We start from the raw sequence: 23175 nt of genomic DNA, 5'->3' as shown, positions 1-23175 counted from the left end.
TTCTTCCGTCACGCCACCTTGCGGCGCGGCCACCCTGCCAGCGTCTGGCGGATGGCTTCCAGCGCCAGTGACAGTTCAGCTTCGCCAATCACCAGCGGCGGTGTCAGGCGGACCACGTTGCCGTTGGTGTCCTTGGTCAGCACGCCGCGCTCGGCCAGCGCGAAGGCGAAGTCGTGTGCGTCGATGTCGGCGTCGAGCTGCAGGCCGATCAACAAGCCGCGTCCACGCACCTGCCGCACGCCATGGCCGACCAGCGATTTCAGCTCATTGATGAATGCTGCGCCCACGCGGGCGGCACGCTGTGGCAGTTGTTCTTCCATCAGCAAGGCAAGTGCCGCGCGTCCGATGTGCGCTGCAAGCGGGTTGCCGCCAAACGTGGAGCCATGGTCGCCCGGCTGGAACACGCCGATGACCGCCTCGCGCCCCGCGATGGCCGACACAGGGACCATGCCGCCCCCAAGCGCCTTGCCAAGCACCACCAAGTCGGCGTCAACGCCTTCATGCCAGCTCGCAAGCACATCGCCGGTACGGCCGAGGCCCGTCTGCACCTCGTCGCACACGAGCAGCACGTTGTGCTGGGTGGCCAGTTCGCGGGCGAGTTTGAGGTAGCCCGCAGGCGGTTCGACGATGCCGCCCTCGCCCTGCACAGGCTCCATCAGGATGGCGCCCGTGTTGGGGCCGATAGCGGCGCGCAGCGCATCGGCGTCGCCAAACGGGATGCGCCGGAAGCCTGCGGCGAAGGGGCCGAATCCGTAGCGATATTGATCGTGCGAGGAGAACCCGACGATCGTCGTCGTGCGGCCGTGGAAATTGTTCTCGAAGACGATGATCTCGGCCGCCTCGGGTGCCAGGCCTTTTACGTCGCGTGCCCACTTGCGCGCGGCCTTGATGGCGGTTTCGACGGCTTCGGCGCCGGTGTTCATGGGCAGCGCGCGGTCCATGCGCGTGATCCGGCAGACGTCGGCCAGGAACGGGCCCAGCTCGACGTTGTGGAAGGCGCGCGACGTCAGCGTCAGCCGGCCAGCCTGTTCCGTCAACGCAGCAACGAGTTTCGGATGCGAATGCCCGAAGCTGACGGCTGAGTACGCCGACATCATGTCGAGGTAGCGCCGGCCATCGGTATCGAAGAGCCACACGCCTTCGCCGCGTTCCAGCATGACCGGCAAGGGCGCGTAGTTGCGTGCGCCGTAACGGTCTTCCAATGCATAGCTCGGATGTTGCATTGCGGTCGTCATGATGGCCTCCTGCCTGGATCGGTCGTTCACTTGCGGCGGATTGTGCGATCTGACAGACTTGAAATCAAATCGAATGTTTTTCGTTTTTCGATCCAAAAATTTGATGAATTGAGGCGCCATGTCGCACTCGCCGCTGCGCTATCTGCATAGTTTCCTGACCGTCGCCAACGAGGGCAGCTTCGTGCGGGCCGCCGATCGCCTGGCCGTGTCGCAGCCAGCGCTGTCTTATCAGATGCGGCAGCTGGAGCAGTGGCTCGGCGTGCCCCTGTTCGAGCGCTCGGGGCGCAAGCTCGTGCTCACGCGTGCCGGCACGTCGGTGCGGGCGTGGTGCCGCGATGCGTTTGCCGGGCTGGATGAGCTGCGTGCCGCCTTGCACAGCGGCGAGATGGAGCGCGTGTCGCTCAAGCTGGCGAGCGGCTCCAGTTTCGGGCGCTATGTGCTGATGCCGGCGCTGCTGACGCCTTCGCCCGAATCCGATGCGCCGCTTCTCGACGACGTGCGCCTGGAACTCGCCTTTGGCAGCGACGAGGAGGTCTTCGGCCATGTCGAATCCGGTCGCGCCGATCTCGGCTTCGTCTACACGCCGCGCACCTCGCGCCTGTTTGAGCACCACGCTGTCTATACCGAGGAATTCGTGCTGGCGTGCAGCGCTGGCGCACTGCGTGAGCACGCTGCACCACGTACGCTGGCCGACTGCGCTGCGCTGCCCTTCGTCACCTACGACGAATCGGATGCGGTCTACGGGCTGTGGTTCAAGGCGCTGTTCCGGCGCATGCCCGAGACCACCGTCAGCGCACATCACGTCTCCGATCTGGAAGAGGTCAGCACCTTGGTAGAGGCCGGCATGGGCTGGTCGGTGCTGCCGCTGCACGCCATTCAGGATGCGGTGGAGCGCGGGCGCCTGCACGTCGTACGCCCGATCGTGGCGCGGCGCTGCCTGAATACCGTGTTCGCCGTGCGCCGCACATCGAGCTTTCCGAGCGAAGCGCAAGACCGCTTGCTTGTGCGGCTTGCGCAGCTTGACGCAGCGGCGCGCGTGTAGGCGCGCGGTCGCAACCTTCCCGGCTGTTCCGCAAACGCCAACATGTCGCCTTGAAATTAATTAATTCGACAATTAATATGCGCGGCATGGCAACCCGCAAACCTTCCACGCGCGGCCCAGGCCGCCCCCGTCGCCAGGATGGCGCAACGCAGGACGACCTCCGTGACCGCCTGCTCGACATCGCCGTCACCTTGTTTGCGCGCGATGGCGTCGGCCCGACCACGCTTGCCGCCATCGCGCGCGAAGCCGGGGTGACGGCGCCGATGGTGCATTACCACTTCAAGACGCGCGATCAATTGCTCGATGCGGTGGTGGAGGGGCGCATCCGCCCGTTGGTCGACCAGGTGACAGGCCCGGCGCTGGCCATCATCGCCGATGACGCGCATCTGCCCGACCTTGCGCAGACGGTGGCCGGCGTGGCGCAGCGCATGGTGGCGGTGGCGACGGCCACGCCGTGGTTTCCGACGCTGTGGATTCGCGAGATCGCCAGCGAGGGCGGCCAGTTGCGCGAGCGCGTGTTCGCTCGCATCGCGCTGGCGCGCGCCACGTTGCTGGTCGACCGCATTGCGCGTGCGCAGGCGGCCGGCGCGGTGAACGCGGCGCTGCAGCCGCCGCTGGTGATGGTGTCATTGATCGGCCTGGCGATGCTGCCGCTGGCGACGCGCGCGCTGTGGGGGCGCCTGCCGCTGGCGGACCGTGTCAGCGACGAGGACATCGGCCGGCACGTGGCCGCGCTGCTGCTGCACGGCATCGGCCCCGTCGCGGCGCCCGAGGACGGCGCCGGCAAGAAAGCGAAGCCGAAGCCAAAGAGCAAGGGGCGCAAGTAGGCGAACAGACAGGTCAATCGAATCCCGCGGAGGGCGGTATGCGGCAAGCGTTGTGCATCGGCAGGGCAGGGTGGTTTGCGGTGGCATCGGCCGCAGCGATGGCCCTGGCGGGCTGCGCCAAACAAGACAACCACACCTACCAGGGCTATGTGGAGGGCGAGTTCGTCTATGTGGCATCGCCCGTGGGTGGGCGGCTCGAACATCTTGGCGTGCAGCGCGGGCAGACCGTCAACGCAGGGGCGCCGCTCTTTGCGCTGGAATCGGTGGACGAGACGGCAGCTCGCCAGCAGGCAGCCGCGCAACTGCAAGGCGCCGAAGCGCAACTCGCCGATCTGAACGTCGGCAAGCGTGTGCCGGAGGTGGATGCGGTGCGCGCGCAACTGGCGCAAGCCGTGGCGGCGGACAAGCTTTCGTCGACGCAGCTGGCGCGAGACGAGGCGCAGTTCCGCGCAGGTGGCATCGCACAATCGCAACTCGATGCAAGCCGCTCGACCGCACAGTCCAACGCACAGCGCGTGCGTGAACTGACCAACCAGTTGCGCATTGCCCAGTTGCCGGCGCGCAATGATCAGATTCGCGCGCAATCCGCACAGGTAGAAGCCGCACGCGCCGCAGTGGCGCAAGCGCAGTGGCGGCTCGATCAGAAAGCGCAGAAGGCTACGCAGGGCGGGCTCGTGTTCGACACGCTGTATCGCGAAGGCGAGTGGGTCGGCGCCGGCAGCCCTGTGGTGCGCATGCTGCCGCCGGCCAACGTGAAGGTGCGCTTCTTTGTGCCGCAAGGCGTGGTCGGCGCGCTCAAGCTCGGGCAAGCCGCGCGCCTGCACTGCGATGGCTGCGCGGCCGATATCAATGCCACGGTCACGTACATCGCAACGGAAGCCGAATACACGCCGCCCGTCATCTACAGCAACACGACGCGCGACAAGCTTGTCTTCATGGTGGAAGCGCGTCCCGCCGTGGCCGATGGGCCGAAGCTGCGCCCAGGCCAGCCTGTGGAGGTCACGCTGCCATGAGCGCTGCCAGCCACGACGGTCAACCGCATGCTCGTAATGGCGACTACGCCATCGACGTGCGAGGCCTGAACAAGCACTTCGGCGACAAGCACGTTGTGAAAGACCTCTCCATGCAAGTCGCGCGCGGTGAGATCTTCGGCTTTCTGGGCCCCAACGGCAGCGGCAAGACCACGTCAATCCGCATGATGTGCGGGCTGCTGACGCCCGACAGCGGCAGCGGCTCGTGCCTGGGGTACGACATCCTCAAGCAGTCGGCGCAGATCAAGCGGCGCGTCGGCTACATGACGCAGCGGTTCTCGTATTGGGATGATCTTTCCATTCGCGAGAACCTGGACTTTGTTGCACGGCTGTATGAGATGCCCAATCGGCGAGAGGCGGTGGACAACGCGCTCGAGAACCTCGGGCTGGCATCGCGCGCCAAGCAACTCGCGGGCTCGCTGTCGGGCGGCTGGAAGCAACGCCTGGCGTTGGCTGCCTGCATGCTCCACAAGCCTGAACTGCTGCTGCTCGACGAGCCCACCGCCGGTGTCGACCCGAAAGCGCGCCGCGACTTCTGGGAAGAACTGCACCGGCTGGCGGCGGAGGGCATCTCGGTGCTCGTCAGCACGCACTACATGGACGAGGCCGAGCGCTGCCACAAGCTCGCCTACATCGCCTATGGCGAGCTGCTCGCGCAAGGCACCGCCGATGAGGTCATCGCCGGGCAGCGCCTGTCGACGTGGGCGGTCTCGGGTGGCAATGTGGTTGAGCTGGGCCGAAAGCTGGAAGGGCAGCCCGGCGTGGATCAGACCGTCGCGTTTGGCTCGGTGCTGCACGTGACCGGCGCCGATGCGCAAGCGCTGGAGGGCACGTTGCGCAAGCTCGCCGGGGAATCTGGCATGCGCGCCGATCCCATCAACACCGGCCTCGAAGACGTGTTCATCCACATGATGAAGCGCTCCTCCGACAATTACGGAGCGCAGCCATGAAGCCGGACGGCAATCGCTTTTCGTTCGTGCGCTGGTGGAGCGTGGTGCTCAAGGAGTTCCTGCAACTGCGGCGCGACCGCGTGACGTTCGCCATGATGATTGGCATTCCGATCATGCAGCTGTTCCTGTTCGGTTTTGCCATCAACGCCGACCCGAAGCACCTGCTGACCGGCGTGATTGCCGCAGACCAGAGCGAGTTCACGCGCAGCTTCCTGGCCAGCATGCGCAACTCCGACTACTTCGACTTGGCAACCACGCTGCCGGACGAAACCGCGGGGCGCGAGGCGTTGGCCAAGGGGCAACTGCAGTTTGTCGTATCGATCCCGCCGGACTTCACGCGCAAGCTCGTGCGCGGCGAGAAACCCTCGCTGCTCGTGGAAGCCGATGCCACCGACCCCGCCGCTACTGGCCTGGCCGTGGCCTCGCTTTCGCAACTGGTGCAGGGTGTCGTCAGCAAGGATATGAAGGGCGCGTTGTCACCTCTGGCAGGTGGCGCGGGCGGCTCCGCGAGCACCGCACCGCCGTTCGATGTACGCATCCACAAGCTCTACAACCCGGAAGGCATCACGCAGTACAACATCATCCCCGGCCTGATGGGCACCATCCTCACGATGACCATGGTGATGATGACGGGCCTGGCCATGACGCGCGAGCGCGAGCGCGGCACGATGGAAAACCTGCTCGCCACGCCGGTGCATCCGCTGGAGGTGATGACGGGCAAGATCGTTCCCTACATCTTCATCGGGCTGGTGCAGGTGACCATCATCCTGCTGATGGCGGTCTTCGTTTTCCACGTGCCGTTTGTCGGCAGCGTGTGGATGGTCTACGTGTCGGCGCTGCTGTTTATCGTGGCGAGCCTGACGGTGGGGATCACGCTGTCGTCGCTCGCGCAGAACCAGTTGCAGGCGACGCAGCTGACCTTCTTCTACTTCCTGCCCAACATCCTGCTCTCGGGTTTCATGTTCCCGTTCGTGGGCATGCCGAAGTGGGCGCAGGCGGTGGGTAACCTGCTGCCGATGACGTACTTCAACCGGCTCACGCGCGGCATCCTGCTCAAAGGCAATGGCTGGTTCGAGCTTTGGCCGAGCATTTGGCCGTTGATGGTGTTTACGTTGGTGGTGCTGGGGGTGGCGTTGCGGTTTTATCGCAAGACGTTGGATTGAGGTGGCTATGTGGACGCTGTGGATTCGACGTGCTGACGCTGGTGGTGCATCCCTTGTTTCGTCCCCTGCCGGGGCCGACTTACTTTCTTTGTCTTGCCAAAGAAAGGTAAGCAAAGAAAGGCGCGCCCGAGATGGCGACTTCCCCTTGGATTTATGTCACGGGGAGGGAGGAGAGGCAAACTCGCTGCGCTCAAACAGCCTCCCCTCTTTTTCCTCCCCGCGACAAAAATCCAAGGCGCCATCTAGGGCAGGGTACGGCCAAACCCTCTGGCAGCGTTTGCTGGCGTTAGGGCAAGCGCTGGTGGGTGGCGAGCGGTTGCTTGGCGTTGTGATTGTTGCCGCGCTGGGTGTGGGAGGCTGTGCCGTCGGTCCTGACTTCAAGACGCCGGGCGGGCCTGCGGCCGCGGGCTATTCCGCACAGCCTGTGTCGCCGGAAACCGCATCCGCGCCCGTTGTTGGCGGCGAAGCGCAGCATCTTGTCGATGCCAACGTGCCGGCCGATTGGTGGCACCTGTTCCGATCGCCCGCGCTGGATGCGTTGGTGGGCGAGGCGTTGCGGGCGAGCCCGTCCGTGGCCCAGGCGCAGGCGCGCTTGCGTCAGGCGCAGGCCGAAGCGCAGGCGCAGTTCGGTTATGCGTTGCCGTCGGTGGATGGCACCGTGTCGGCGGTGCGTCAGCAGATCAACCCGGAGGCGTTCGGATTCAACACGCCCAAGCCGGGGCCGTTCACGTTGTATTCGGCGTCGCTGTCGGTGTCGTATGCGCTGGATATTTTTGGCGGCGTGCGCCGGGCGCTGGAGGCATCGCAAGCACAGGTCGATACGCAGCGTTATGAACTGGAAGCGGCGCGGCTGTCTCTGGCAGGCAATGTGGTGACGACGGCGGTGCGGATTGCCGCGCTGGATGCGCAGATCGCCACCACGCAAAGATTGGCTGCCGAGCAGCGCAGTCAGTTGGAGATCACCGAGCGGAGGTTGAGCGTGGGCGGCGTCGCGCAGGTCGATGCGTTCTCGCAGCGCACGCTTGTCGCGCAAACCGACGCCACGTTGCCGCCGCTCGTGCAACAGGCCGCGCAGCAGCGGCATCGTCTATCGGTGTTGCTGGGCCGCGAACCTGGCGCCGGGTTGCCGGAGTTGCCGTCGCTTGACGCGCTGCATCTGCCGGACCCGCTGCCGGTGTCGCTGCCGTCCACACTCGCGCAGCGCCGCCCCGACATCCGCGCTGCTGAGGCAATGTGGCACGAAGCCAGCGCCAATGTGGGTGTCGCCACGGCCAACCTGTTCCCGCGCATCACTTTGTCCGCAGGGCTAGGTTCGGAAACCACGAGCTTCCGCAACCTTCTCGGCGCCGGATCGAGCATCTGGAACCTCGGCGCAGGGCTCACGCAGCCAATCTTCCACGGCGGTACCCTGCGCGCCAAAAAGCGCGAAGCCGAAGCCGCCTACGACGCGGCCGGCGCTGCCTACAAACAAGCCGTATTGCAAGGTCTGCAAGAAGTGGCCGACGCCCTGCACGCCGTGCACAACGACGCCCAAACGCTGCAGGCCAGAGCGCTGGCAACCGACCAGGCGCAACAGACCCTGCGCGCCGCCCAAGCCCGCCACGCCGCCGGCGGCATCAGCACGCTAACGTTGCTGGACGCCCAGCGTCAGGTCGACCAAGCCACGCTGCAACAGGTCCAGAGCCAAGCCGACAGGCTGCTCGACTCTGCTGCGCTAATGCAAGCCTTGGGCGGAGGCTGGCAATAAACCCACGACAAAGGGAAACCAAATCGACAACGCAAGCCTTCAGACGGTGTGGCCGTTGATGCCCTAGATGGCGCCTTGAATTTCTGTTGCAGAGAGGACAAAGAGGGGAGGCCTGTTTGAGCGAAGCGAGTTTGCCTCCCCTCCCTCTCTGCGACATAAATTCAAGGAATCTTTCGCCATCTCGGGCGCGCCTTTCTTTGCTTACTTTCTTTGGCAAGACAAAGAAAGTGAGTCAGCCCCGGCAGGGGATGAAACCGGGGATGAACCCCAAACACAAAACAATCAAACGGCAGCCCGCAACAACCGCTGCTGATAAGCCTGCAAATGCGCAAACGCCACCCGCAGCAGCGACACATCAACGCCCAACGCCCGCCCACGGCGCAGCATGTCCCCCACGATGTGATCCGCCTCCACCCGCGCACCACTCTCCAGATCTCGCAGCATCGATGCCGTCAGCGGCGACCCAGCCTGCGTCAGCACATTCAACCCACGCTCGCGCGCAGCCTGCCGATTCGGATAGCCCGACGCTGCTGCTACACGCTCGCACGCCGTGAACATCGCCTCGTTCAGCGCAGCGCCCTCATCCGTGGCGACAATCTCACCCACCGTCGCCCGCATCAGGCACGTCATTGCCGCCAGCGAAGTGAGGAAGGTGAATTTCTCCCACATGTCCTGCATGACGTTCTCGGCCAGCACGGAATCAAAGTTGGCCGTGGCAAATACATCGCGAATCGCCTCGGTGCGCTCGCGCGGCGCGTGCAGCGTGCGCTCGCCAAAGGTGATGGAGTGCACGGCGGGCCCTTGGCCGTTGCTCAGGTGCAGCACCGCACCATCGGGCGCGCTCGTCGCGCTGATATGGCACAGCCCACCCAGCACGCGCGATTCACCAAAGGCGGCATCGAGCCGTTCCAGATGCGCGAGCCCGTTGAGCACCGGCAGCACGACCGTGCGTTCACCCACGGCGGGGCGGATGGCCGTGATGGCGTCTTCCAGGTCGTAGGCCTTGCAGCTCAGCAGCACCAGGTCGGCACGGCCCCAAGCCGCGGCCTGGTCTGCGGTGAGGGTCTGCACGGGCAATTGCGCATCGCCGTGCGGGCTGCGGATCACGAGACCGTGTTCGCGCAACCGCGCCGCACGCGCAGGGCGCACCAGGAAGGTCACGTCCGCACCCGCCTGGGCGAGCCGCCCGCCGAAATAACCGCCGGTGCCACCGGCGCCAAGCACCAGAATCCGCATTGCTGTCGTCATGGGGTTCGTTTCCATCGAGCCGAAGATAGGCAAACGATTCTAGGCCTGTTCGCGCGACCCTGCAGACGGCGCCCCGCGCGCGCTAAAATGCTGATTTTCCTCACGATTTGACGCCCGTTCGGCCATTATTCAGCGCTGGCGGGGTCGATATGCCATGACGTTCTCCAATAATTTCCACCGCCTCGAAACCCGTCTGCAGTCGCAGGTTGGCCGCGCCATCGGCGACTTCAAGATGATCGAAGACGGCGACACCATCCTCGTGTGCCTGTCCGGCGGCAAGGATTCGTACACGATGCTGTCGGTGCTGATGGCGCTGCAGAAGCGCGCGCCGGTCGACTTCAAGCTGATCGCCATGAACCTCGACCAGAAGCAGCCCGGCTTTCCGGAAGAGGTGCTGCCCAACTACCTGAAGAAGCTGGGCGTGGAATATGTGATCGTCGAGGCGGACACGTATTCGATCGTCAAAGAGAAGGTGCCCGAGGGCAAGACCACGTGCTCGCTGTGCTCGCGCCTGCGCCGCGGCGTGATCTACCGCACGGCCAAGGAACTGGGTGCCAACAAGATCGCGCTGGGCCACCACCGCGACGACATCGTCAACACGTTCTTCCTGAACATGTTCTTCGGCGGCAAGATGAAGTCGATGCCCCCCAAGCTGGCCACCGACAACGGTGACCACATCGTCATCCGGCCGCTCGCCTATTGCGCGGAAAAGGACATTGCTTCCTACGCCCGCGCGATGGAATTTCCGATCATTCCGTGCAACCTCTGCGGCTCGCAGGAAAACCTGCAGCGCAAGAAGGTCAAGGAGATGCTGCTGGAGTGGGAGCGCCAGACGCCGGGCCGCATCGACAACATCTTCGCCTCGCTGCAGAACGTCGTGCCGTCGCACCTGGCCGACACGGACCTGTTCGACTTCAACGGCCTGACCACGGGCCTGGCGAAGATCGGCGAAGACGCGCTGTTCGGCCAGACAGCCTACGACCAGGCCCCGCTGGTGTTTGCCGGCTCGCATGACGACCGCATCGAGTTCGTGCGGTTTGAGCGCAAACCGGGCGACAAGCCCGCCGAGCAAGCCGTGCCGGGCGAGGTGGCCGCAGGCTGAGCGTGGCCCGCTCCCCATGTGACCCTCTCCCCATGTGGCGGGCGCGCCATGCCGGGCGTCCGCCATCCGCCTGACCGGCCAGCGGGCTACCCGTCTCGGTCATGGCGCGATTGCAACAATTCCACCATTTGACCGGTTCTGGGGGAGGGTGGGCCCCATGCTAGAATTTTTCCATCTGTGTCTTATACGCCGCAAAAGCGCCCCGCAGAAGGGTTTGCAGGCGGTCCGGCCATCCTGAGGGGAGGTGGCGGGCGGTGGGTTTCAGGCAGCCATTCCCGGTGCCGGCAACCCCTCGCAGGCTATCGCTTCGAGTCACTCTAGGAACCTCCTTGTGAATATCGTCATCCTGGCTGCAGGCATGGGCAAACGCATGCGCTCTGCCCTGCCGAAAGTGCTGCACCCCCTGGCCGGCAAACCGCTGCTGGCGCACGTCATTGAAACCGCACGCACCATGTCGCCGACGCGGCTGGTGGTGGTGGTCGGCCACGGCGGGGATCGGGTGCGCGAGATGGTCGGCGCGCCCGACATCGCCTTCGCCACGCAAGACAAGCAGCTGGGCACGGGCCACGCCGTCATGCAGGCCGTGGACCAGCTCGACGAGAGCGTGCCCACGCTGGTGCTCTACGGCGATGTGCCGCTCACCCGTGCCGAGACGCTGAGCGCCCTGGTGGGCGCCGCCGGCAACGGCCACCTGGGCGTGCTGACCGTGCACCTGGGCGACCCGACCGGCTACGGCCGCATCGTGCGCGACGCCGCCGGCCGGATCACGCGCATCGTCGAGCAGAAAGACGCCAACGAGACGCAGCTGGCCATTCACGAAGTGAACACCGGCATCCTCGTGTGCCCGACGGCCAAGCTCAAGAACTGGCTCGCCACGCTCTCCAACGACAACGCGCAGGGCGAGTACTACCTGACCGACGTCATCGAGCGCGCCGCCAGCGAAGGCGTGCCCATCACCTCCGCGCATCCGCTGGCCGAGTGGGAAACGCTGGGCGTGAACAGCAAGGTGCAGCTGGCCGAGCTTGAGCGCATTCACCAGCGCAACCTCGCGCAGCAACTGCTGGAAGACGGCGTGACGCTGATCGACCCGGCGCGCATCGACGTGCGCGGCAAGCTCACCTGCGGCCGCGACGTGGTGATCGACGTCAACTGCATCTTCGAGGGCGATGTGACGCTGGCTGACGGCGTGCGCGTCGGCGCCAATGCGGTGATCCGCGATGCCGCCATCGAGGCCGGTGCCGAGATCCTGCCGTTCTGCCACATCGAGAGCGCCAAGGTTGGCGCCGACTCGCGCATCGGCCCGTACGCGCGCCTGCGCCCCGGCACCGAGCTGGCCGAAGACGTGCACATCGGCAACTTTGTCGAGGTCAAGAACAGCCAGGTCGCGGCACACAGCAAGGCCAACCACCTTGCTTACGTGGGCGACGCCACGGTCGGCTCGCGCGTCAACATCGGCGCGGGCACCATCACGTGCAACTACGACGGCGCGAACAAATTCCGCACCATCATCGAAGACGACGCCTTCATCGGTTCCGACACGCAGCTCGTGGCGCCGGTGCGCGTTGGCAGGGGCGCGACGCTGGGTGCCGGCACCACGCTGACCAAGGACGCGCCCGAGGGCAAGCTGACGGTCTCGCGGGCGCGGCAGGTCACCATCGACAGCTGGCAACGCCCGGTCAAGCAAAAGAAGGCAGGCTGACAGGTTTTCTCCTGCGCCGAACAGCGGATGCCGCTTCGGCGCACGAGCATCGATACTGAATTACCGAGTGCGGCGCACATTGAGCGTGCGGCCGCACCCCAACTGGAGAAATCAACATGTGCGGTATCGTTGGCGCGGTTTCCACGCGCAATATCGTTCCCGTCCTGATCGAAGGCCTGCGCCGCCTGGAATACCGCGGCTACGACTCATGCGGCGTTGCCGTTCAGCGTGATGGCCAGCTACAGCGCGCGCGCACCGTTTCGCGCGTGGCCGATCTGGATGCTCAGGCACAGACGAGCCACCTGGATGGCGCCATCGGCATCGCGCACACCCGCTGGGCCACGCATGGCCGGCCGGACACCGTCAACGCGCACCCGCACTTTTCGGGCGACACCATCGCCCTGGTGCACAACGGCATCATCGAAAACTACGAATCGCTGCGCGAAGAACTCAAGGCCGTCGGCTACGGGTTTGAATCGCAGACGGATACGGAAGTCGTCGCGCACTTGATCCACCAGGCCTACACCTACCCGAGCAGCGCCACGCGCGGTGATCTGTTTGCATCGGTGCGCGCGTCGGTCAAGCGCTTGCACGGCGCCTATGCGATTGCCGTGTTTGCACGCGACAACCCCGACGTGGTGGTGGGTGCGCGCGCCGGCTCGCCGCTGGTGGTGGCGATCGGCGAGAACGAATCGTTCCTGGCATCCGACGCGCTGGCCGTGGCCGGTACCGCCAGCCGCATGGCCTACCTGGAAGAAGGCGACGTGGTGGAACTCACCCGCGACGGCTTCACCGTGGCCGATGCAAACGACAAGATCGTCGAGCGTGAAGTGAAAGAAGTCGGCACCTACGCCGCCGCTGTGGAACTCGGCCCCTTCCGGCACTTCATGCAGAAGGAAATCTTCGAGCAGCCGCGCGCCCTGGGCGACACGCTTGAAGGCGTGCAAGGCTTTGCGCCTGACCTGTTCGGCCCCGAGGCGGCCGCGGTGCTGCCCAAGGTCGACAGCGTGCTGATCCTGGCTTGCGGCACGAGCTACTACTCGGGCTGCACGGCCAAGTACTGGCTTGAATCGATCGCCAAGATCCCGACGCAGGTCGAGGTTGCCAGCGAATACCGCTATCGCGAGACGGTGCCCAACCCGAACGCGCTGGTCGTCGTGATTTCGCAATCGGGCGAAACCGCCGACACGCTGGCCGCACTGCGTCACGCACGCGAACTGGGCCACACGCACACGCTCGCCATCTGCAACGTGGCGACCAGCGCCATGGTGCGCGAGACGCAGCTCAAGTTCCTCACGCGCGCCGGCACCGAGATCGGCGTGGCGTCCACCAAGGCATTCACCACGCAGCTGGCCGCCCTGTACATGCTGGCGCTCACGTTCGCCAAGCTGCGCGGCCATCTGAACGCCGAGCAGGAAGAGGACGCGCTGCGTCATCTGCGTCACCTGCCGTCGGCGCTGAATGCGGTGCTGGCGCTGGAGCCGCAGATCATCGCGTGGTCGGAAGAGTTTGCCCGCCGTGAGAACGCGCTGTTCCTCGGTCGCGGTCTGCATTACCCGATCGCCCTGGAAGGTGCGCTCAAGCTCAAGGAAATCTCGTACATCCACGCAGAGGCCTACCCGGCCGGCGAACTTAAGCATGGCCCGCTGGCCCTGGTGACCGAGCAGATGCCCGTCGTGACCGTGGCTCCGAACGACGCGCTGCTCGAAAAGCTCAAGTCGAACATCCAGGAAGTACGCGCGCGCGGCGGCAAGCTGTACGTGTTTGCCGACGCCGATACGCACATCCAGTCAAGCGACGGCATCCAGGTGATCCGCATGCCGGAGAACTACGGGCAGCTCTCGCCGATCCTGCACGTGGTGCCGCTACAGTTGCTGGCGTATCACACGGCATTGGCGCGCGGCACCGACGTCGACAAGCCGCGTAACCTGGCGAAATCGGTGACTGTCGAATAAGTTTCGGCAGACGCAGAAAAAGAAAAGGCCGTCCTTCGGGACGGCCTTTTTTCGTGGTGTGCGCTTCGCCAGACAAGCATTCGCTCCACCGTTGCCTTAAGTATACCGCGGCCCCTGGGGCTTGCGGGAAGCCCCGGCGGCCGCAGTAGCATCGCCCCCCAATCTTGAAACCGACCGAAAGGAGGGCGAGACATGCGTGTGATGCCATCGACGTTTGAAGCGCAGGGCAGTGCCGTGGTGATGCCGGCCGGAGGTGTGAAATGAGCGGGCATGCCGTGGTGATTGCCGGCGGGGGACCGACGGGGCTCATGCTTGCGGCGGAGCTGGCGTTGGTCGGGATTGACGTCGCCATTGTGGAGCGCCGCGCCAACCAGGACGTGGTCGGCGTGCGTGCACTGGGGCTACATGCGCGCTCCGTCGAGGTGCTCGACCAGCGCGGTTTAGCCGAGCGCTTTGTCTCGCAGGGCAAGACCTATCCGGTCGTGCACTTCGGCGAGAGCCCGCTGGACATCAGCGACTTTCCCACTCGGCACAACTATGTGCTCGGCCTGTGGCAGCACCATACCGAGCGCATCCTGGCGCAGTGGGTGAGCGAGCTTCGCGTGCCGTTCTATCGCGCGCGGGACGTCACCGGCTTCTCGCAAGACGACACCGGCGTTGACGTCACGCTATCCGACGGCGAGATGCTGCGTGCGCAATACCTCGTTGGCTGCGATGGCGGGCGCAGCGCGGTTCGCAAGGCCGCCGGCATTGCGTTTGCAGGCTGGGACGCCACGACGAGCTGGCTGATCGCCGAGGTGCACACCACGCAGACGCCGCCCCCCTTCGGCTTCAAATACGATGCCATCGGCCGGCACGCCGTCGCGCCCATGGAAGATGGCAAGTGTGTCCGCGTCGTGCTGACGGAGCGACAACTTGGCACCGACAATGCGCCCACGCTGGCGGACCTGAGCGAGGCGTTGATCGCCGTCTATGGCACGGACTTCGGCGCGCATCGCCCGAACTGGATCTCGCGGTTTTCCGATATGGCCCGCCAGGCCGTGGCCTACCGCGACAAACGCGTGCTGCTGGCAGGCGACGCCGCGCACGTGCATCCGCCCATGGGCGGACAGGGCCTGAACATGGGCATGCAGGATGCCGTGAACCTCGGCTGGAAGCTGGCCGCGGTCATCAAACGAACAGCACCCGACAGCCTGCTCGACAGCTATCACGCGGAGCGCCATCCGGTTGCCGCGCGCACGTTGCGCAATACGCTGGCGCAGGTGGTGCTGCTTCGCCAGGACGAGCGCTCCAAGGCGCTGAGCGAGATCACCTCGGAGCTGTTTCGCATGGATGAACCGCGCAGGCGCCTTGTTGGGATGGTCTCCGCGCTCGATGTGCGATACGACTTCGGTGAAGGGCATCCGCTGCTCGGTCGCCGCATGCCCGATCTCGACCTGGAGACCGCCGAGGGCACGGTGCGCGTCTTCCACCTGTTGCACGGGGCGGGGGCGGTGCTGATCAACTTCGGCCCTGCGGATGCCATCGACATCGCGCCATGGGCCGATCGCGTGCGACGTGTCGACGCCCGCTATGCAGGAACCTGGTCGCTGCCGGTGGTTGGCACAGTGCCCGCACCTGCTGCGGTGCTGATCCGTCCTGACGGTCACGTGGCGTGGGTCGGTGACGGAACGACTGCGGGGCTGCAAGCGGCCTTGCATCGCTGGTTCGGTGCGGCGACGGCCTGAGCACCCGCCGCCAGCAGATACGGCCGGGTGGAGGGCGGCGTCTATCCAGGTGTTTGAAGCGGCAGGAGGGACCGCGGTGGCCGGTATGCTGCATGGCACCTGAATCACCGTCCCTCTGGAGTCCTGGCATGTTCAACGTCCTCAGCAAGATCGTCCTGCTCGCCGTGTATGGCCTCGCGCTGGCGAGCTATGCCACGCCACTGCCGCTGTCGGCCGACGCGATTGGCTGGCTGCGCATCGTGGCGCTGGTGTTGCTGGCTGCGCACCTGCTGGAAGTGGTGCTGTGCTTTCGCAAGGTCGCGCTGCACAACGGACCGCTGTTCGACAGCGTGCTGCTGACGTTGCTGTTCGGCTTTCTGCACTGGAAGCCCCTGGCCGACGCCGCGCGACAAGCCCGCTGATCGCCCCTCGTCGCCGCTGATTGGTCGACTAGCCGCAACGGCAGGGCAGACCTACTCTAGTTCCAGTCGTCCCTGGATTGACCAGTTGGGACTCCTTGCTGCAACGCGGCATCGATCATGGACAGAGTGGAACGAACGGCGTTTGTCTTTGCCGGCGGCGGCAGCCTCGGCGCCATCGAGGCCGGCATGCTGCGCGAGCTGGTGGCCTCGGGCGTGGTGCCCGACATGGTGGTGGGGGCCTCGGCTGGCGCCATCAACGCTGCCTTTTTTGCGTGCCATCCGCACGCGGCCGGCACGGCGCAGCTCGAGGCGCTGTGGCGCGGTGTGCGGCGCGCCGACGTGATGCCGTGGTCCTGGCGGGCGATGTTCAGCATGCTGGGCATCCTGGGCGGACAACGGGAACACCTCGTCGATGCGTCTGGCCTGCAGCGCCTGCTGACGCGGCATTTCGCGCAGACCCTGCTGGAGGCGGCCACGCTGCCGCTGCACGTCGTGGCCACCGACATGCGCACCGGTGCCGAGGTGGTGTTGTCGTCTGGCGCCATCGTGCCGGCCGTGCTGGCCAGCGCCGCCATTCCCGGCGTGTTTCCGCCCGTGCGCGTTGGTGATCGCCTGTTGATCGACGGCGGCGTCGCCAACAACACGCCAATCTCCGCGGCCATCCGGCTGGGCGCCACACGCGTCGTCGTATTGCCGGCGGGATTCGCGTGTGCCGACCGTCGCGCCCCGCGCAGCGCCATCGAGCACGCGCTGAACGCCTTGTCGCTGCTGGTCGCGCGTCAGCTTGTGCAAGACCTGGAACGCTGGGCCGGGCAGGTACCCATTACGGTCGTGCCGCCGCTGTGCCCGCTCGACGTGTCGCCCTACGACTACGCCCGCTGCGGCGAACTGATCGACCGTGCCGCTGCCGCCACGGCGGCTTGGCTCGCAGCCGATGGTCTGGCGGGCACCGGGATCCCGGGGGCGCTGCGTGAGCACCATCACAACGAAGATCACCCGAACTGCAGCGCAGACCCCCAAGGCATGCCAGCGGCTTGATGCGGATAGGGCGGGATTTTCTGTCTGGCGCTTCCATCCGCTTGATGGCTGGGCCTGCAGTTGCGGGCGCCATGCGAAGGATGGTGGGCATCTTGTCGAGCGCCTAGCCGGCGCGCACGGTCGCCCAATCCAGCCCGAACCGTGCGAGGTACTTGCGCAGCCGGTCGGCATCATTCACCTTGGCCTTCTCGGCGCGCGACACGTCGAAGAGCCGGCGTCCGGCGTCGGACAGCGATGCCGATTCACGGCACACGGCAATCACGTTCTCCAGCTGCATGCGGTCGAACAGGTCGATCGATGCCACCGCGTCGCCGATCAAGTTGGCAAGGCTGTCGCCTTTGCCTGCCGCATCCGGTTCGGCCCACGTGCGTTGCAGACGAGTGATTTCGTCCGCGACATCGGCTTCGGTAATGCGTCCGCCTTCGGCCAGCGTTGCCAGCCGCGTAACGCTGGCCGACAGTTCGCGGAAGTTGCCCGTCCAGCGGGCCTGCGGCGAGGTGACGAACTTCAGATAGATGCGGCGCGCCTCGGTATGGAAGCGCACTTGCTCGCCGTGCTCGCGCGCAAAACGGGCTAGTTCGAAATCCAGATTCGGTTCCAGATCTTCAGGGCGATCAGCGAGGCCCGGCAGGTCGAAGGTCCACAGATTGATCCGCGCGTATAAGTCTTCGCGAAAGCGCCCCTCGGCCACCCACTGCCGCAGGTCGCGCACGGTGCCCGCGATAAGCTGGAAATCGCTTTTGACTTCGCGGTCGCTGCCAAAGGGGAGGAAACGCTTCTCTTCGATGGCCTTGAGCAGCATGGCTTGTTCGTCCAGGCCGAGTTCGCCAATCTCGTCGAGGAAAAGCAGGCCGCCGTCCGCGCTGCGCAGCAGGCCCGCGCGCTCGGTCTGTGCGCCGGTAAAGGCGCCTTTCACGTGGCCGAAGAGCGCCGACATGGCGCTGTCGCCGCGCAGCGTGGCGCAGTTCACTTCGACAAAGCGGCCCGCCAGTTGATGGCGCGCTTTCTTCATCTCATACACACGGCGCGCGAGGAACGACTTGCCGGCGCCGGTCGGCCCGAACAGCAGCATTGGCGATTTGGAGCGCGAGGCCACGCGCTCGATCTGCTCGATCATGCGGTTGAACGCCGGGTTGCGTGTGGCGATGCCCGACTTTAGCAGCGACACCGTGTCTTCGCGCTCGCGTGCAAAACGCCTGGCGATCTTGTCGTAGCGCGAGAGGTCCAGGTCGATGATGCTGTAGCTGCCGGCCGTGTTGCCGAGTTCCTTCTTGCGCGGCGGTGCGGTCTGGATGAGCTGGGCCGGCAGGTAGCGCGCTTCGGCCAGCAGGAACCAGCAGATCTGCGCGACGTGCGTGCCCGTGGTGATGTGGATGATGTAGTCCTCGGCCTCGGTGTCGAAGGCATAGCTGCGGGTGAAGTCGTGCAGCGTGCTGTAGACCTCTTCGAAGTCCCACGGGTCGCGGAGCGACACTTCCACACTGCGCACCTCGGTCTCGGGCGATACGGACGCGATGTCCGAGCGCAGCCGTTCGAACAGGCCGCGGCTGCGGGCGTCGTGCAGCAGCTCCAGACGGTGGATGACGAGGTCGTCCTGCTGGCACAGGCCGACGGTCGGCCGCCACCGCTCCCAGCGCTGCGCGCCCTTGCCCACGTAGTCGAGCGTGGTACCGACGAAACCGATGGCGACGTTTTTTCGCATCCCGCGTGTTTATCCAAAAAGATAAACCAATATATCGATAGATCGATATTTCGGGAAGTTTAGCGTGCCTACATCTGCGTTGGATGCGTGAAAACCCAATGGAATCAAGGTGTTGCGAAGTTGGTCGTTCCATGGGAAGTGACCTGGCATACCCATTGCACTAGAGGATGTGTCCAACTCAGCGGGAGCGCACCATGATCAGCGGTAAACAAAAGCGCGCCGCCATCATGGCGCGGCGCCACGAGCGGCGAGAACAGGCAAAGATTGCCTGCCTGCGGGCACGAGCGCCGGTGTCGCCTCCACCTCCGCCTCCACCGCGAGGTAGCTTGCCGGTGGATTTGTCGCAACTTGCGCCGCACAACAGCTGGGGTTCCGGTCTGCCCCGCTTCGCACAGCACGGCTACTACGTCGATCAGTGGTACGCCTGCGTCGATTGCGGAAAGCATGAGGTCTGGACCGCCGCACAGCAGAAATGGTGGTATGAAACCGCCAAGGGCTATATCGACTCGATCGCCATCCGCTGCAAACCGTGCCGAGTGGCACGACGCAGCGGACGCACGATCAGCAAGAAGAACAACGACAACAACAAAGGAAGCAACGCATCATGAGCAGCTACAACACCCTTCACGTCGACAACGGCGCCGACATCAAGCTGTGGACCAACGGCGTGCCGGTGGAAGACGACGCCCGCAAGCAACTGATGAACACGGCCAAGATGCCGTTCATCTTCAAGCATCTGGCAGTGATGCCGGACGTGCATTTGGGTAAGGGTTCGACCATCGGCAGCGTGATCCCGACGCACGGCGCGATCATCCCGGCGGCCGTCGGCGTGGATATCGGCTGCGGCATGATGGCCGCGCGTACGACGCTCACGGCGGCTGATTTGCCGGACAACCTGCACGGCCTGCGCAGCGCCATTGAAGCGGCGGTGCCGCACGGCCGTACGCCGGGCCCGCGCGACAAGGGTGCGTGGAACACGCCGCCCGAAACCGTCGACGCCATGTGGGGCGAACTGGCCGATGGCTTCAAGCGCATCACCGACAAGTACCCGAAGTTGAAGAACACCAACAACTACAAGCACCTGGGAACGCTCGGTACCGGCAACCACTTCATCGAGGTCTGCCTGGACGAGGCGCAGCGCGTCTGGTTCATGCTGCACTCGGGTTCGCGCGGTGTGGGTAACGCCATCGGCAACCTGTTCATTGAACTGGCGCAGGCCGATATGCGACAGCACATCGCCAACCTGCCTGACCGCGACCTGGCGTACTTCGAAGAAGGCAGCGAGCACTTCAACGATTACGTTGAAGCCGTCGGCTGGGCGCAGGACTACGCGCGCCGCAACCGCGCCACGATGATGCAGAACGTGATTGCGGCGGCGCGCAAGGTCATCACCAAGCCGTTTGCGGCCGACGTGGAAGCGGTGAACTGCCACCACAACTACGTGCAGCGCGAAACCCACTTCGGGCGCGAGGTGCTGGTGACGCGCAAGGGCGCGGTGTCGGCACAGAAGGGGCAGCTTGGGATCATCCCGGGGTCGATGGGCGCAAAGAGCTTCATCGTGCGCGGGCTCGGTAACGAAGACGCCTTCTGTTCGTGCAGCCACGGCGCAGGCCGTACCATGAGCCGCACGCAGGCCAAGAAGCGTTTCACGGTCGATGACCAGATCCGCGCCACGGCCCACGTGGAATGCCGCAAGGACGTCGACGTGATCGACGAGATCCCGATGGCCTACAAGGACATCGACCACGTGATGGCCGCGCAGGCGGACTTGGTGGAGATTGTCCACACGCTGCGGCAGGTGGTGTGTGTGAAGGGCTAAGCGGGGGCGAGCATGCTGACGGGTGTTGAGCGTCCGGAACTGGAAGCAATGCGGCAGCACTTGCTGCAAGCCGGCTGCGTCTTCGACTTCGCGCTGTATCGCGTCGAAGCGCCGGATGGGCCTGGCATTGAGATTCACCGCCAGGCACTGGCCGGCTTGTTTGCGCAGCTTGGATGGCCCGCGCAGGACGTCCACCTGGACCGTGCTTGTCCCCGGACGCTCGGCGCGGCTGACGTCCGGGCGCTCACAAAAAAGGGTGGGGCGTTGGAACGTGCCTTCCTGGATCCGCCCTACGGCACGAAGCTCGAAGCCAAGGCGTTCTCGGAATGGGCGGCGGTGCTTGGCCTTCTGCCGGCTGACGGAGTGAACGTCATCGACTGGGTGGGCAACCCTGACGAAGAGCCCGGACGCAGTACCTGGTGCGATTACTTTGATGCAGGAAAGGAATGGTGGGGCATCTGGTGCCTGACCGTCTTCAACCCGCGATGCCGCACGCTGTGTGTTCTCGCGGCAAGCACCACCGATTAAGACAAGAACAACGAATCGCTATGACCTTCATCTACTCACACCCCGTCTCGGACGAAATCCGCGAACGCGTGCTGGCGGAGCTGACCAACATCGAACAGCAGCACGATGTGCGCGTGCTCTTCGCATGCGAATCGGGTAGCCGCGGCTGGGGCTTTGCCTCGCCAGACAGCGACTACGACGTGCGCTTCGTCTACGTGCATCAGCCCGAGTGGTACCTGCGCGTGGAGCCGCAGCGCGACGTTATCGAACTGCCCATCAGCGACGAGCTGGACATTTCCGGCTGGGAGCTACGCAAGGCGCTGCAACTGATGCATCGCTCCAACCCGACATTGCTCGAGTGGCTCGCTTCGCCCGTGGTCTATCGCCAGGACGCGGCGCTGGCCGCCCGCATGCGCATGCTGGCGCCGACGTTCTTTTCCGAGCGCAAGGGCCGTTGGCACTATGTGTCGATGGCGGCGAAGAACTTTCGCGGCTATCTGCAGGGCGAGACGGTTCGCATGAAGAAGTACCTGTACGTGCTGCGTCCGCTGCTCGCCGCACAGTGGATCGACGAAGGCCGGGGCATCCCGCCGATGCGTTTTGCCGACCTGGCCGACGTGATGGTGCGGGATGCCGCGTTGCGTGACGAGATCAACCAACTGTTGGCGATCAAGATGGAGTCGGGCGAGGCGGAATATGGCGCACGCTTTCCGCGTATCCATGCCTTCATCGAGGAGGCATTGGCGCAGGAAGACGTGCCTGCAGATTTCCGCCAAGCCACGGGCAATCCAGCCGCGCTGGATGCGTTTCTCCATGACACCGTGCTGACGCGCTGGCCCTGCACGACCTGACGCGCATTCCACGAAGGGTTGCGTAGTCCAACAAGAAAAACAAACCATGAACACCCTATTACAACGAAACGCACACCACGCGCAGTCCGCCGATTGCATCGAGCTGGACGGCGCACAAGGGGAAGGGGGCGGGCAAATCCTGCGTACGGCGCTCACGCTGTCCATGCTGACCGGCACGCCATTCCGGATCGAGAACATCCGCGCCAAGCGTTCGAAGCCGGGCTTGCTGCGCCAGCACCTGACGGCGGTGCAGGCGGCCGTGCAGATCAGCGGCGCGACGGTAGAGGGTGCAGAAGCAGGCTCGCAGACGCTGCGGTTTGCGCCGGGCGCCATCCGTGGCGGTGATTACCGTTTCGCCATCGGCACGGCCGGCAGCTGCACGCTCGTGCTGCAGACGATCCTCCCAGCACTTTGGTTTGCCGATGCGCCGAGCATCGTGTCGGTCAGCGGCGGCACGCACAACCGCGCGGCGCCGCCGGTCGATTTCCTCATCCGGGCGTGGCTGCCGCTGGTGGCGCGGATGGGCGTGACACAGACGCTTGCGCTCAAGCGCCATGGTTTCTACCCGGCGGGCGGCGGCGAGGTGGTGGCGACGGTGGCGCCGTGCTCGAATGCCTTGACGCCGCTACATCTGACCGAGCGCGGTGCGCAACGGGCGCTGCGTGCCGAAGGCATCGTTGCCGGCGTGCGCGGCAGCGTGGCGCGGCGCGAATTGGACACGTTGACTCGCCTCGTGCCCGGCGTCGAAGGCACGGTCCGCGACCTCGGCAACGCGGAAGGCCCCGGCAATGCGCTCGTATTGGATATCGAGCATGAGCACGTGACCGAAGTGTTCACGGGCTTCGGCGAGCGTGGCGTGACGGCAGAGACGATCGGCAAGGACGTGGCTCACATTGCGCAGCGCTACCTGCAAAGCACCGCAGCCGTCGACGAATACCTCGCCGATCAACTTGTGCTGCCGATGGCGCTCGCAGGCGCCGGTGCTTTCACGGTGGTCACGGCGTCATCGCACCTGCTGACCAACATCGGCGTGATCGAGAAGTTCCTGCCGGTGGAGGTGGCGGCGCGCCCGCTGGAATCAGGCGCCGTCCACGTCGAGGTGGCCTGACTGCGCCACCTCAACTTTCCGTG

At 65.2% G+C, this 23175-nt stretch carries 20 protein-coding genes; 17 read left to right on the top strand and 3 right to left on the bottom strand.

What is annotated here, in order from left to right; genetic code table 11:
• Positions 1 to 8: 8 nt before the first annotated feature.
• Entirely contained in the window at positions 9 to 1235 is a 1227-nt protein-coding gene (rocD, locus tag ACTJK6_RS08355; protein ID WP_440477000.1) for an ornithine--oxo-acid transaminase, read from the bottom strand.
• A 118-nt stretch (positions 1236 to 1353) separates the two neighbouring features.
• Between rocD and ACTJK6_RS08350 the strand changes: the two genes are divergently transcribed.
• The 6 genes from ACTJK6_RS08350 to ACTJK6_RS08325 all read left to right on the top strand — a co-directional run bounded on the left by ACTJK6_RS08350 (position 1354) and on the right by ACTJK6_RS08325 (position 7995).
• On the top strand, positions 1354 to 2277 hold the full coding sequence (locus ACTJK6_RS08350) for a LysR family transcriptional regulator (protein ID WP_316870235.1): 924 nt from the start codon (positions 1354 to 1356) through the stop codon (positions 2275 to 2277).
• An 86-nt stretch (positions 2278 to 2363) separates the two neighbouring features.
• Entirely contained in the window at positions 2364 to 3104 is a 741-nt protein-coding gene (locus ACTJK6_RS08345; protein WP_440838700.1) for a TetR/AcrR family transcriptional regulator, read from the top strand.
• Between the two features lie 38 nt (positions 3105 to 3142).
• Positions 3143 to 4117 (top strand): HlyD family secretion protein, encoded by a 975-nt coding sequence (locus ACTJK6_RS08340; protein ID WP_260803802.1) that lies wholly within the window; start codon positions 3143 to 3145, stop codon positions 4115 to 4117.
• Complete coding sequence (locus ACTJK6_RS08335) at positions 4114 to 5085, top strand: ABC transporter ATP-binding protein (RefSeq protein WP_316870232.1); 972 nt, start codon at positions 4114 to 4116, stop codon at positions 5083 to 5085. Before ACTJK6_RS08340 ends, ACTJK6_RS08335 begins: the two co-directional genes overlap by 4 nt.
• Positions 5082 to 6248: an ABC transporter permease gene (locus ACTJK6_RS08330; RefSeq protein ID WP_440838699.1), complete on the top strand. Its 1167-nt coding sequence runs from the start codon at positions 5082 to 5084 to the stop codon at positions 6246 to 6248. The genes ACTJK6_RS08335 and ACTJK6_RS08330 overlap by 4 nt, the downstream gene beginning before the upstream one ends.
• A gap of 7 nt (positions 6249 to 6255) precedes the next feature.
• Positions 6256 to 7995: an efflux transporter outer membrane subunit gene (locus tag ACTJK6_RS08325; RefSeq protein WP_440838698.1), complete on the top strand. Its 1740-nt coding sequence runs from the start codon at positions 6256 to 6258 to the stop codon at positions 7993 to 7995.
• 282 nt (positions 7996 to 8277) lie between these two features.
• Here the strand turns inward: ACTJK6_RS08325 and panE are convergent, their stop codons facing one another.
• Positions 8278 to 9231 carry a 2-dehydropantoate 2-reductase gene (gene panE / locus ACTJK6_RS08320; protein WP_440838802.1) on the bottom strand — a complete coding sequence of 318 codons (954 nt, stop codon included), beginning with the start codon at positions 9229 to 9231 and terminating at the stop codon, positions 8278 to 8280.
• 166 nt (positions 9232 to 9397) lie between these two features.
• Between panE and ttcA the strand changes: the two genes are divergently transcribed.
• The 6 genes from ttcA to ACTJK6_RS08290 all read left to right on the top strand — a co-directional run bounded on the left by ttcA (position 9398) and on the right by ACTJK6_RS08290 (position 17165).
• Positions 9398 to 10345: a tRNA 2-thiocytidine(32) synthetase TtcA gene (gene ttcA / locus ACTJK6_RS08315; RefSeq protein ID WP_260803805.1), complete on the top strand. Its 948-nt coding sequence runs from the start codon at positions 9398 to 9400 to the stop codon at positions 10343 to 10345.
• A 331-nt stretch (positions 10346 to 10676) separates the two neighbouring features.
• Entirely contained in the window at positions 10677 to 12044 is a 1368-nt protein-coding gene (glmU, locus tag ACTJK6_RS08310) for a bifunctional UDP-N-acetylglucosamine diphosphorylase/glucosamine-1-phosphate N-acetyltransferase GlmU (protein ID WP_440838697.1), read from the top strand.
• A gap of 116 nt (positions 12045 to 12160) precedes the next feature.
• Entirely contained in the window at positions 12161 to 13999 is a 1839-nt protein-coding gene (gene glmS, locus ACTJK6_RS08305; RefSeq protein ID WP_440838696.1) for a glutamine--fructose-6-phosphate transaminase (isomerizing), read from the top strand.
• A gap of 260 nt (positions 14000 to 14259) precedes the next feature.
• Entirely contained in the window at positions 14260 to 15726 is a 1467-nt protein-coding gene (locus ACTJK6_RS08300; protein WP_440838695.1) for an FAD-dependent monooxygenase, read from the top strand.
• A gap of 128 nt (positions 15727 to 15854) precedes the next feature.
• Positions 15855 to 16127 (top strand): DUF1145 domain-containing protein, encoded by a 273-nt coding sequence (locus ACTJK6_RS08295; RefSeq protein ID WP_102064293.1) that lies wholly within the window; start codon positions 15855 to 15857, stop codon positions 16125 to 16127.
• A gap of 117 nt (positions 16128 to 16244) precedes the next feature.
• Positions 16245 to 17165 (top strand): patatin-like phospholipase family protein, encoded by a 921-nt coding sequence (locus ACTJK6_RS08290; RefSeq protein WP_440838694.1) that lies wholly within the window; start codon positions 16245 to 16247, stop codon positions 17163 to 17165.
• A gap of 103 nt (positions 17166 to 17268) precedes the next feature.
• Here ACTJK6_RS08290 and rtcR read toward each other — a convergent pair whose 3' ends face one another.
• A complete protein-coding gene (gene rtcR, locus ACTJK6_RS08285) occupies positions 17269 to 18867 on the bottom strand; it encodes an RNA repair transcriptional activator RtcR (protein ID WP_440838693.1) in 1599 nt (532 codons plus the stop codon).
• 194 nt (positions 18868 to 19061) lie between these two features.
• On the opposite strand from rtcR, the gene ACTJK6_RS08280 reads away from it, so the two are divergent.
• Genes ACTJK6_RS08280 through rtcA form a run of 5 tightly spaced genes read left to right on the top strand, consistent with a single transcriptional unit; the run spans position 19062 to position 23152 of the window.
• Complete coding sequence (locus ACTJK6_RS08280; protein WP_440838692.1) at positions 19062 to 19475, top strand: zinc-ribbon domain-containing protein; 414 nt, start codon at positions 19062 to 19064, stop codon at positions 19473 to 19475.
• The gene (locus ACTJK6_RS08275; protein WP_440838691.1) at positions 19472 to 20686 is read left to right on the top strand and encodes an RtcB family protein; all 1215 of its coding nucleotides are present in this window, start codon (positions 19472 to 19474) and stop codon (positions 20684 to 20686) included. The genes ACTJK6_RS08280 and ACTJK6_RS08275 overlap by 4 nt, the downstream gene beginning before the upstream one ends.
• Before the next feature lie 12 nt (positions 20687 to 20698).
• Positions 20699 to 21214 carry a hypothetical protein gene (locus ACTJK6_RS08270; protein WP_414560056.1) on the top strand — a complete coding sequence of 172 codons (516 nt, stop codon included), beginning with the start codon at positions 20699 to 20701 and terminating at the stop codon, positions 21212 to 21214.
• Positions 21215 to 21234: 20 nt separating this feature from the next.
• The gene (locus ACTJK6_RS08265) at positions 21235 to 22044 is read left to right on the top strand and encodes a nucleotidyltransferase domain-containing protein (RefSeq protein ID WP_343620709.1); all 810 of its coding nucleotides are present in this window, start codon (positions 21235 to 21237) and stop codon (positions 22042 to 22044) included.
• Between the two features lie 46 nt (positions 22045 to 22090).
• A complete protein-coding gene (gene rtcA / locus ACTJK6_RS08260; RefSeq protein ID WP_440838690.1) occupies positions 22091 to 23152 on the top strand; it encodes an RNA 3'-terminal phosphate cyclase in 1062 nt (353 codons plus the stop codon).
• The last annotated feature ends 23 nt before the right edge of the window (positions 23153 to 23175 follow it).

Origin of the sequence: Ralstonia sp. 22086 (assembly GCF_052045975.1) — a bacterium.
In the GTDB taxonomy this organism is placed as follows: domain Bacteria; phylum Pseudomonadota; class Gammaproteobacteria; order Burkholderiales; family Burkholderiaceae; genus Ralstonia; species Ralstonia wenshanensis.
Note: the sequence above shows the minus strand (reverse complement) of the source record. Positions and strands in the feature narration are given on the sequence as shown.

Bases quoted from the DNA above. Each gene is read 5' to 3' on its own strand.
- rtcA (WP_440838690.1), top strand. From the start codon at position 22,091: ATGAACACCCTATTACAACGAAACGCACACCACGCGCAGTCCGCCGAT.
- rtcR (WP_440838693.1), bottom strand. From the start codon at position 18,867: ATGCGAAAAAACGTCGCCATCGGTTTCGTCGGTACCACGCTCGACTAC.
- ACTJK6_RS08270 (WP_414560056.1), top strand. From the start codon at position 20,699: ATGCTGACGGGTGTTGAGCGTCCGGAACTGGAAGCAATGCGGCAGCAC.
- glmS (WP_440838696.1), top strand. From the start codon at position 12,161: ATGTGCGGTATCGTTGGCGCGGTTTCCACGCGCAATATCGTTCCCGTC.
- ACTJK6_RS08335 (WP_316870232.1), top strand. From the start codon at position 4,114: ATGAGCGCTGCCAGCCACGACGGTCAACCGCATGCTCGTAATGGCGAC.
- rocD (WP_440477000.1), bottom strand. From the start codon at position 1,235: ATGACGACCGCAATGCAACATCCGAGCTATGCATTGGAAGACCGTTAC.
- ACTJK6_RS08330 (WP_440838699.1), top strand. From the start codon at position 5,082: ATGAAGCCGGACGGCAATCGCTTTTCGTTCGTGCGCTGGTGGAGCGTG.
- ACTJK6_RS08325 (WP_440838698.1), top strand. From the start codon at position 6,256: ATGTGGACGCTGTGGATTCGACGTGCTGACGCTGGTGGTGCATCCCTT.
- ACTJK6_RS08350 (WP_316870235.1), top strand. From the start codon at position 1,354: ATGTCGCACTCGCCGCTGCGCTATCTGCATAGTTTCCTGACCGTCGCC.
- ACTJK6_RS08290 (WP_440838694.1), top strand. From the start codon at position 16,245: ATGGACAGAGTGGAACGAACGGCGTTTGTCTTTGCCGGCGGCGGCAGC.
- ACTJK6_RS08340 (WP_260803802.1), top strand. From the start codon at position 3,143: ATGCGGCAAGCGTTGTGCATCGGCAGGGCAGGGTGGTTTGCGGTGGCA.
- panE (WP_440838802.1), bottom strand. From the start codon at position 9,231: ATGCGGATTCTGGTGCTTGGCGCCGGTGGCACCGGCGGTTATTTCGGC.
- ACTJK6_RS08265 (WP_343620709.1), top strand. From the start codon at position 21,235: ATGACCTTCATCTACTCACACCCCGTCTCGGACGAAATCCGCGAACGC.
- ACTJK6_RS08295 (WP_102064293.1), top strand. From the start codon at position 15,855: ATGTTCAACGTCCTCAGCAAGATCGTCCTGCTCGCCGTGTATGGCCTC.
- ttcA (WP_260803805.1), top strand. From the start codon at position 9,398: ATGACGTTCTCCAATAATTTCCACCGCCTCGAAACCCGTCTGCAGTCG.
- ACTJK6_RS08280 (WP_440838692.1), top strand. From the start codon at position 19,062: ATGATCAGCGGTAAACAAAAGCGCGCCGCCATCATGGCGCGGCGCCAC.
- ACTJK6_RS08275 (WP_440838691.1), top strand. From the start codon at position 19,472: ATGAGCAGCTACAACACCCTTCACGTCGACAACGGCGCCGACATCAAG.
- ACTJK6_RS08345 (WP_440838700.1), top strand. From the start codon at position 2,364: ATGGCAACCCGCAAACCTTCCACGCGCGGCCCAGGCCGCCCCCGTCGC.
- ACTJK6_RS08300 (WP_440838695.1), top strand. From the start codon at position 14,260: ATGAGCGGGCATGCCGTGGTGATTGCCGGCGGGGGACCGACGGGGCTC.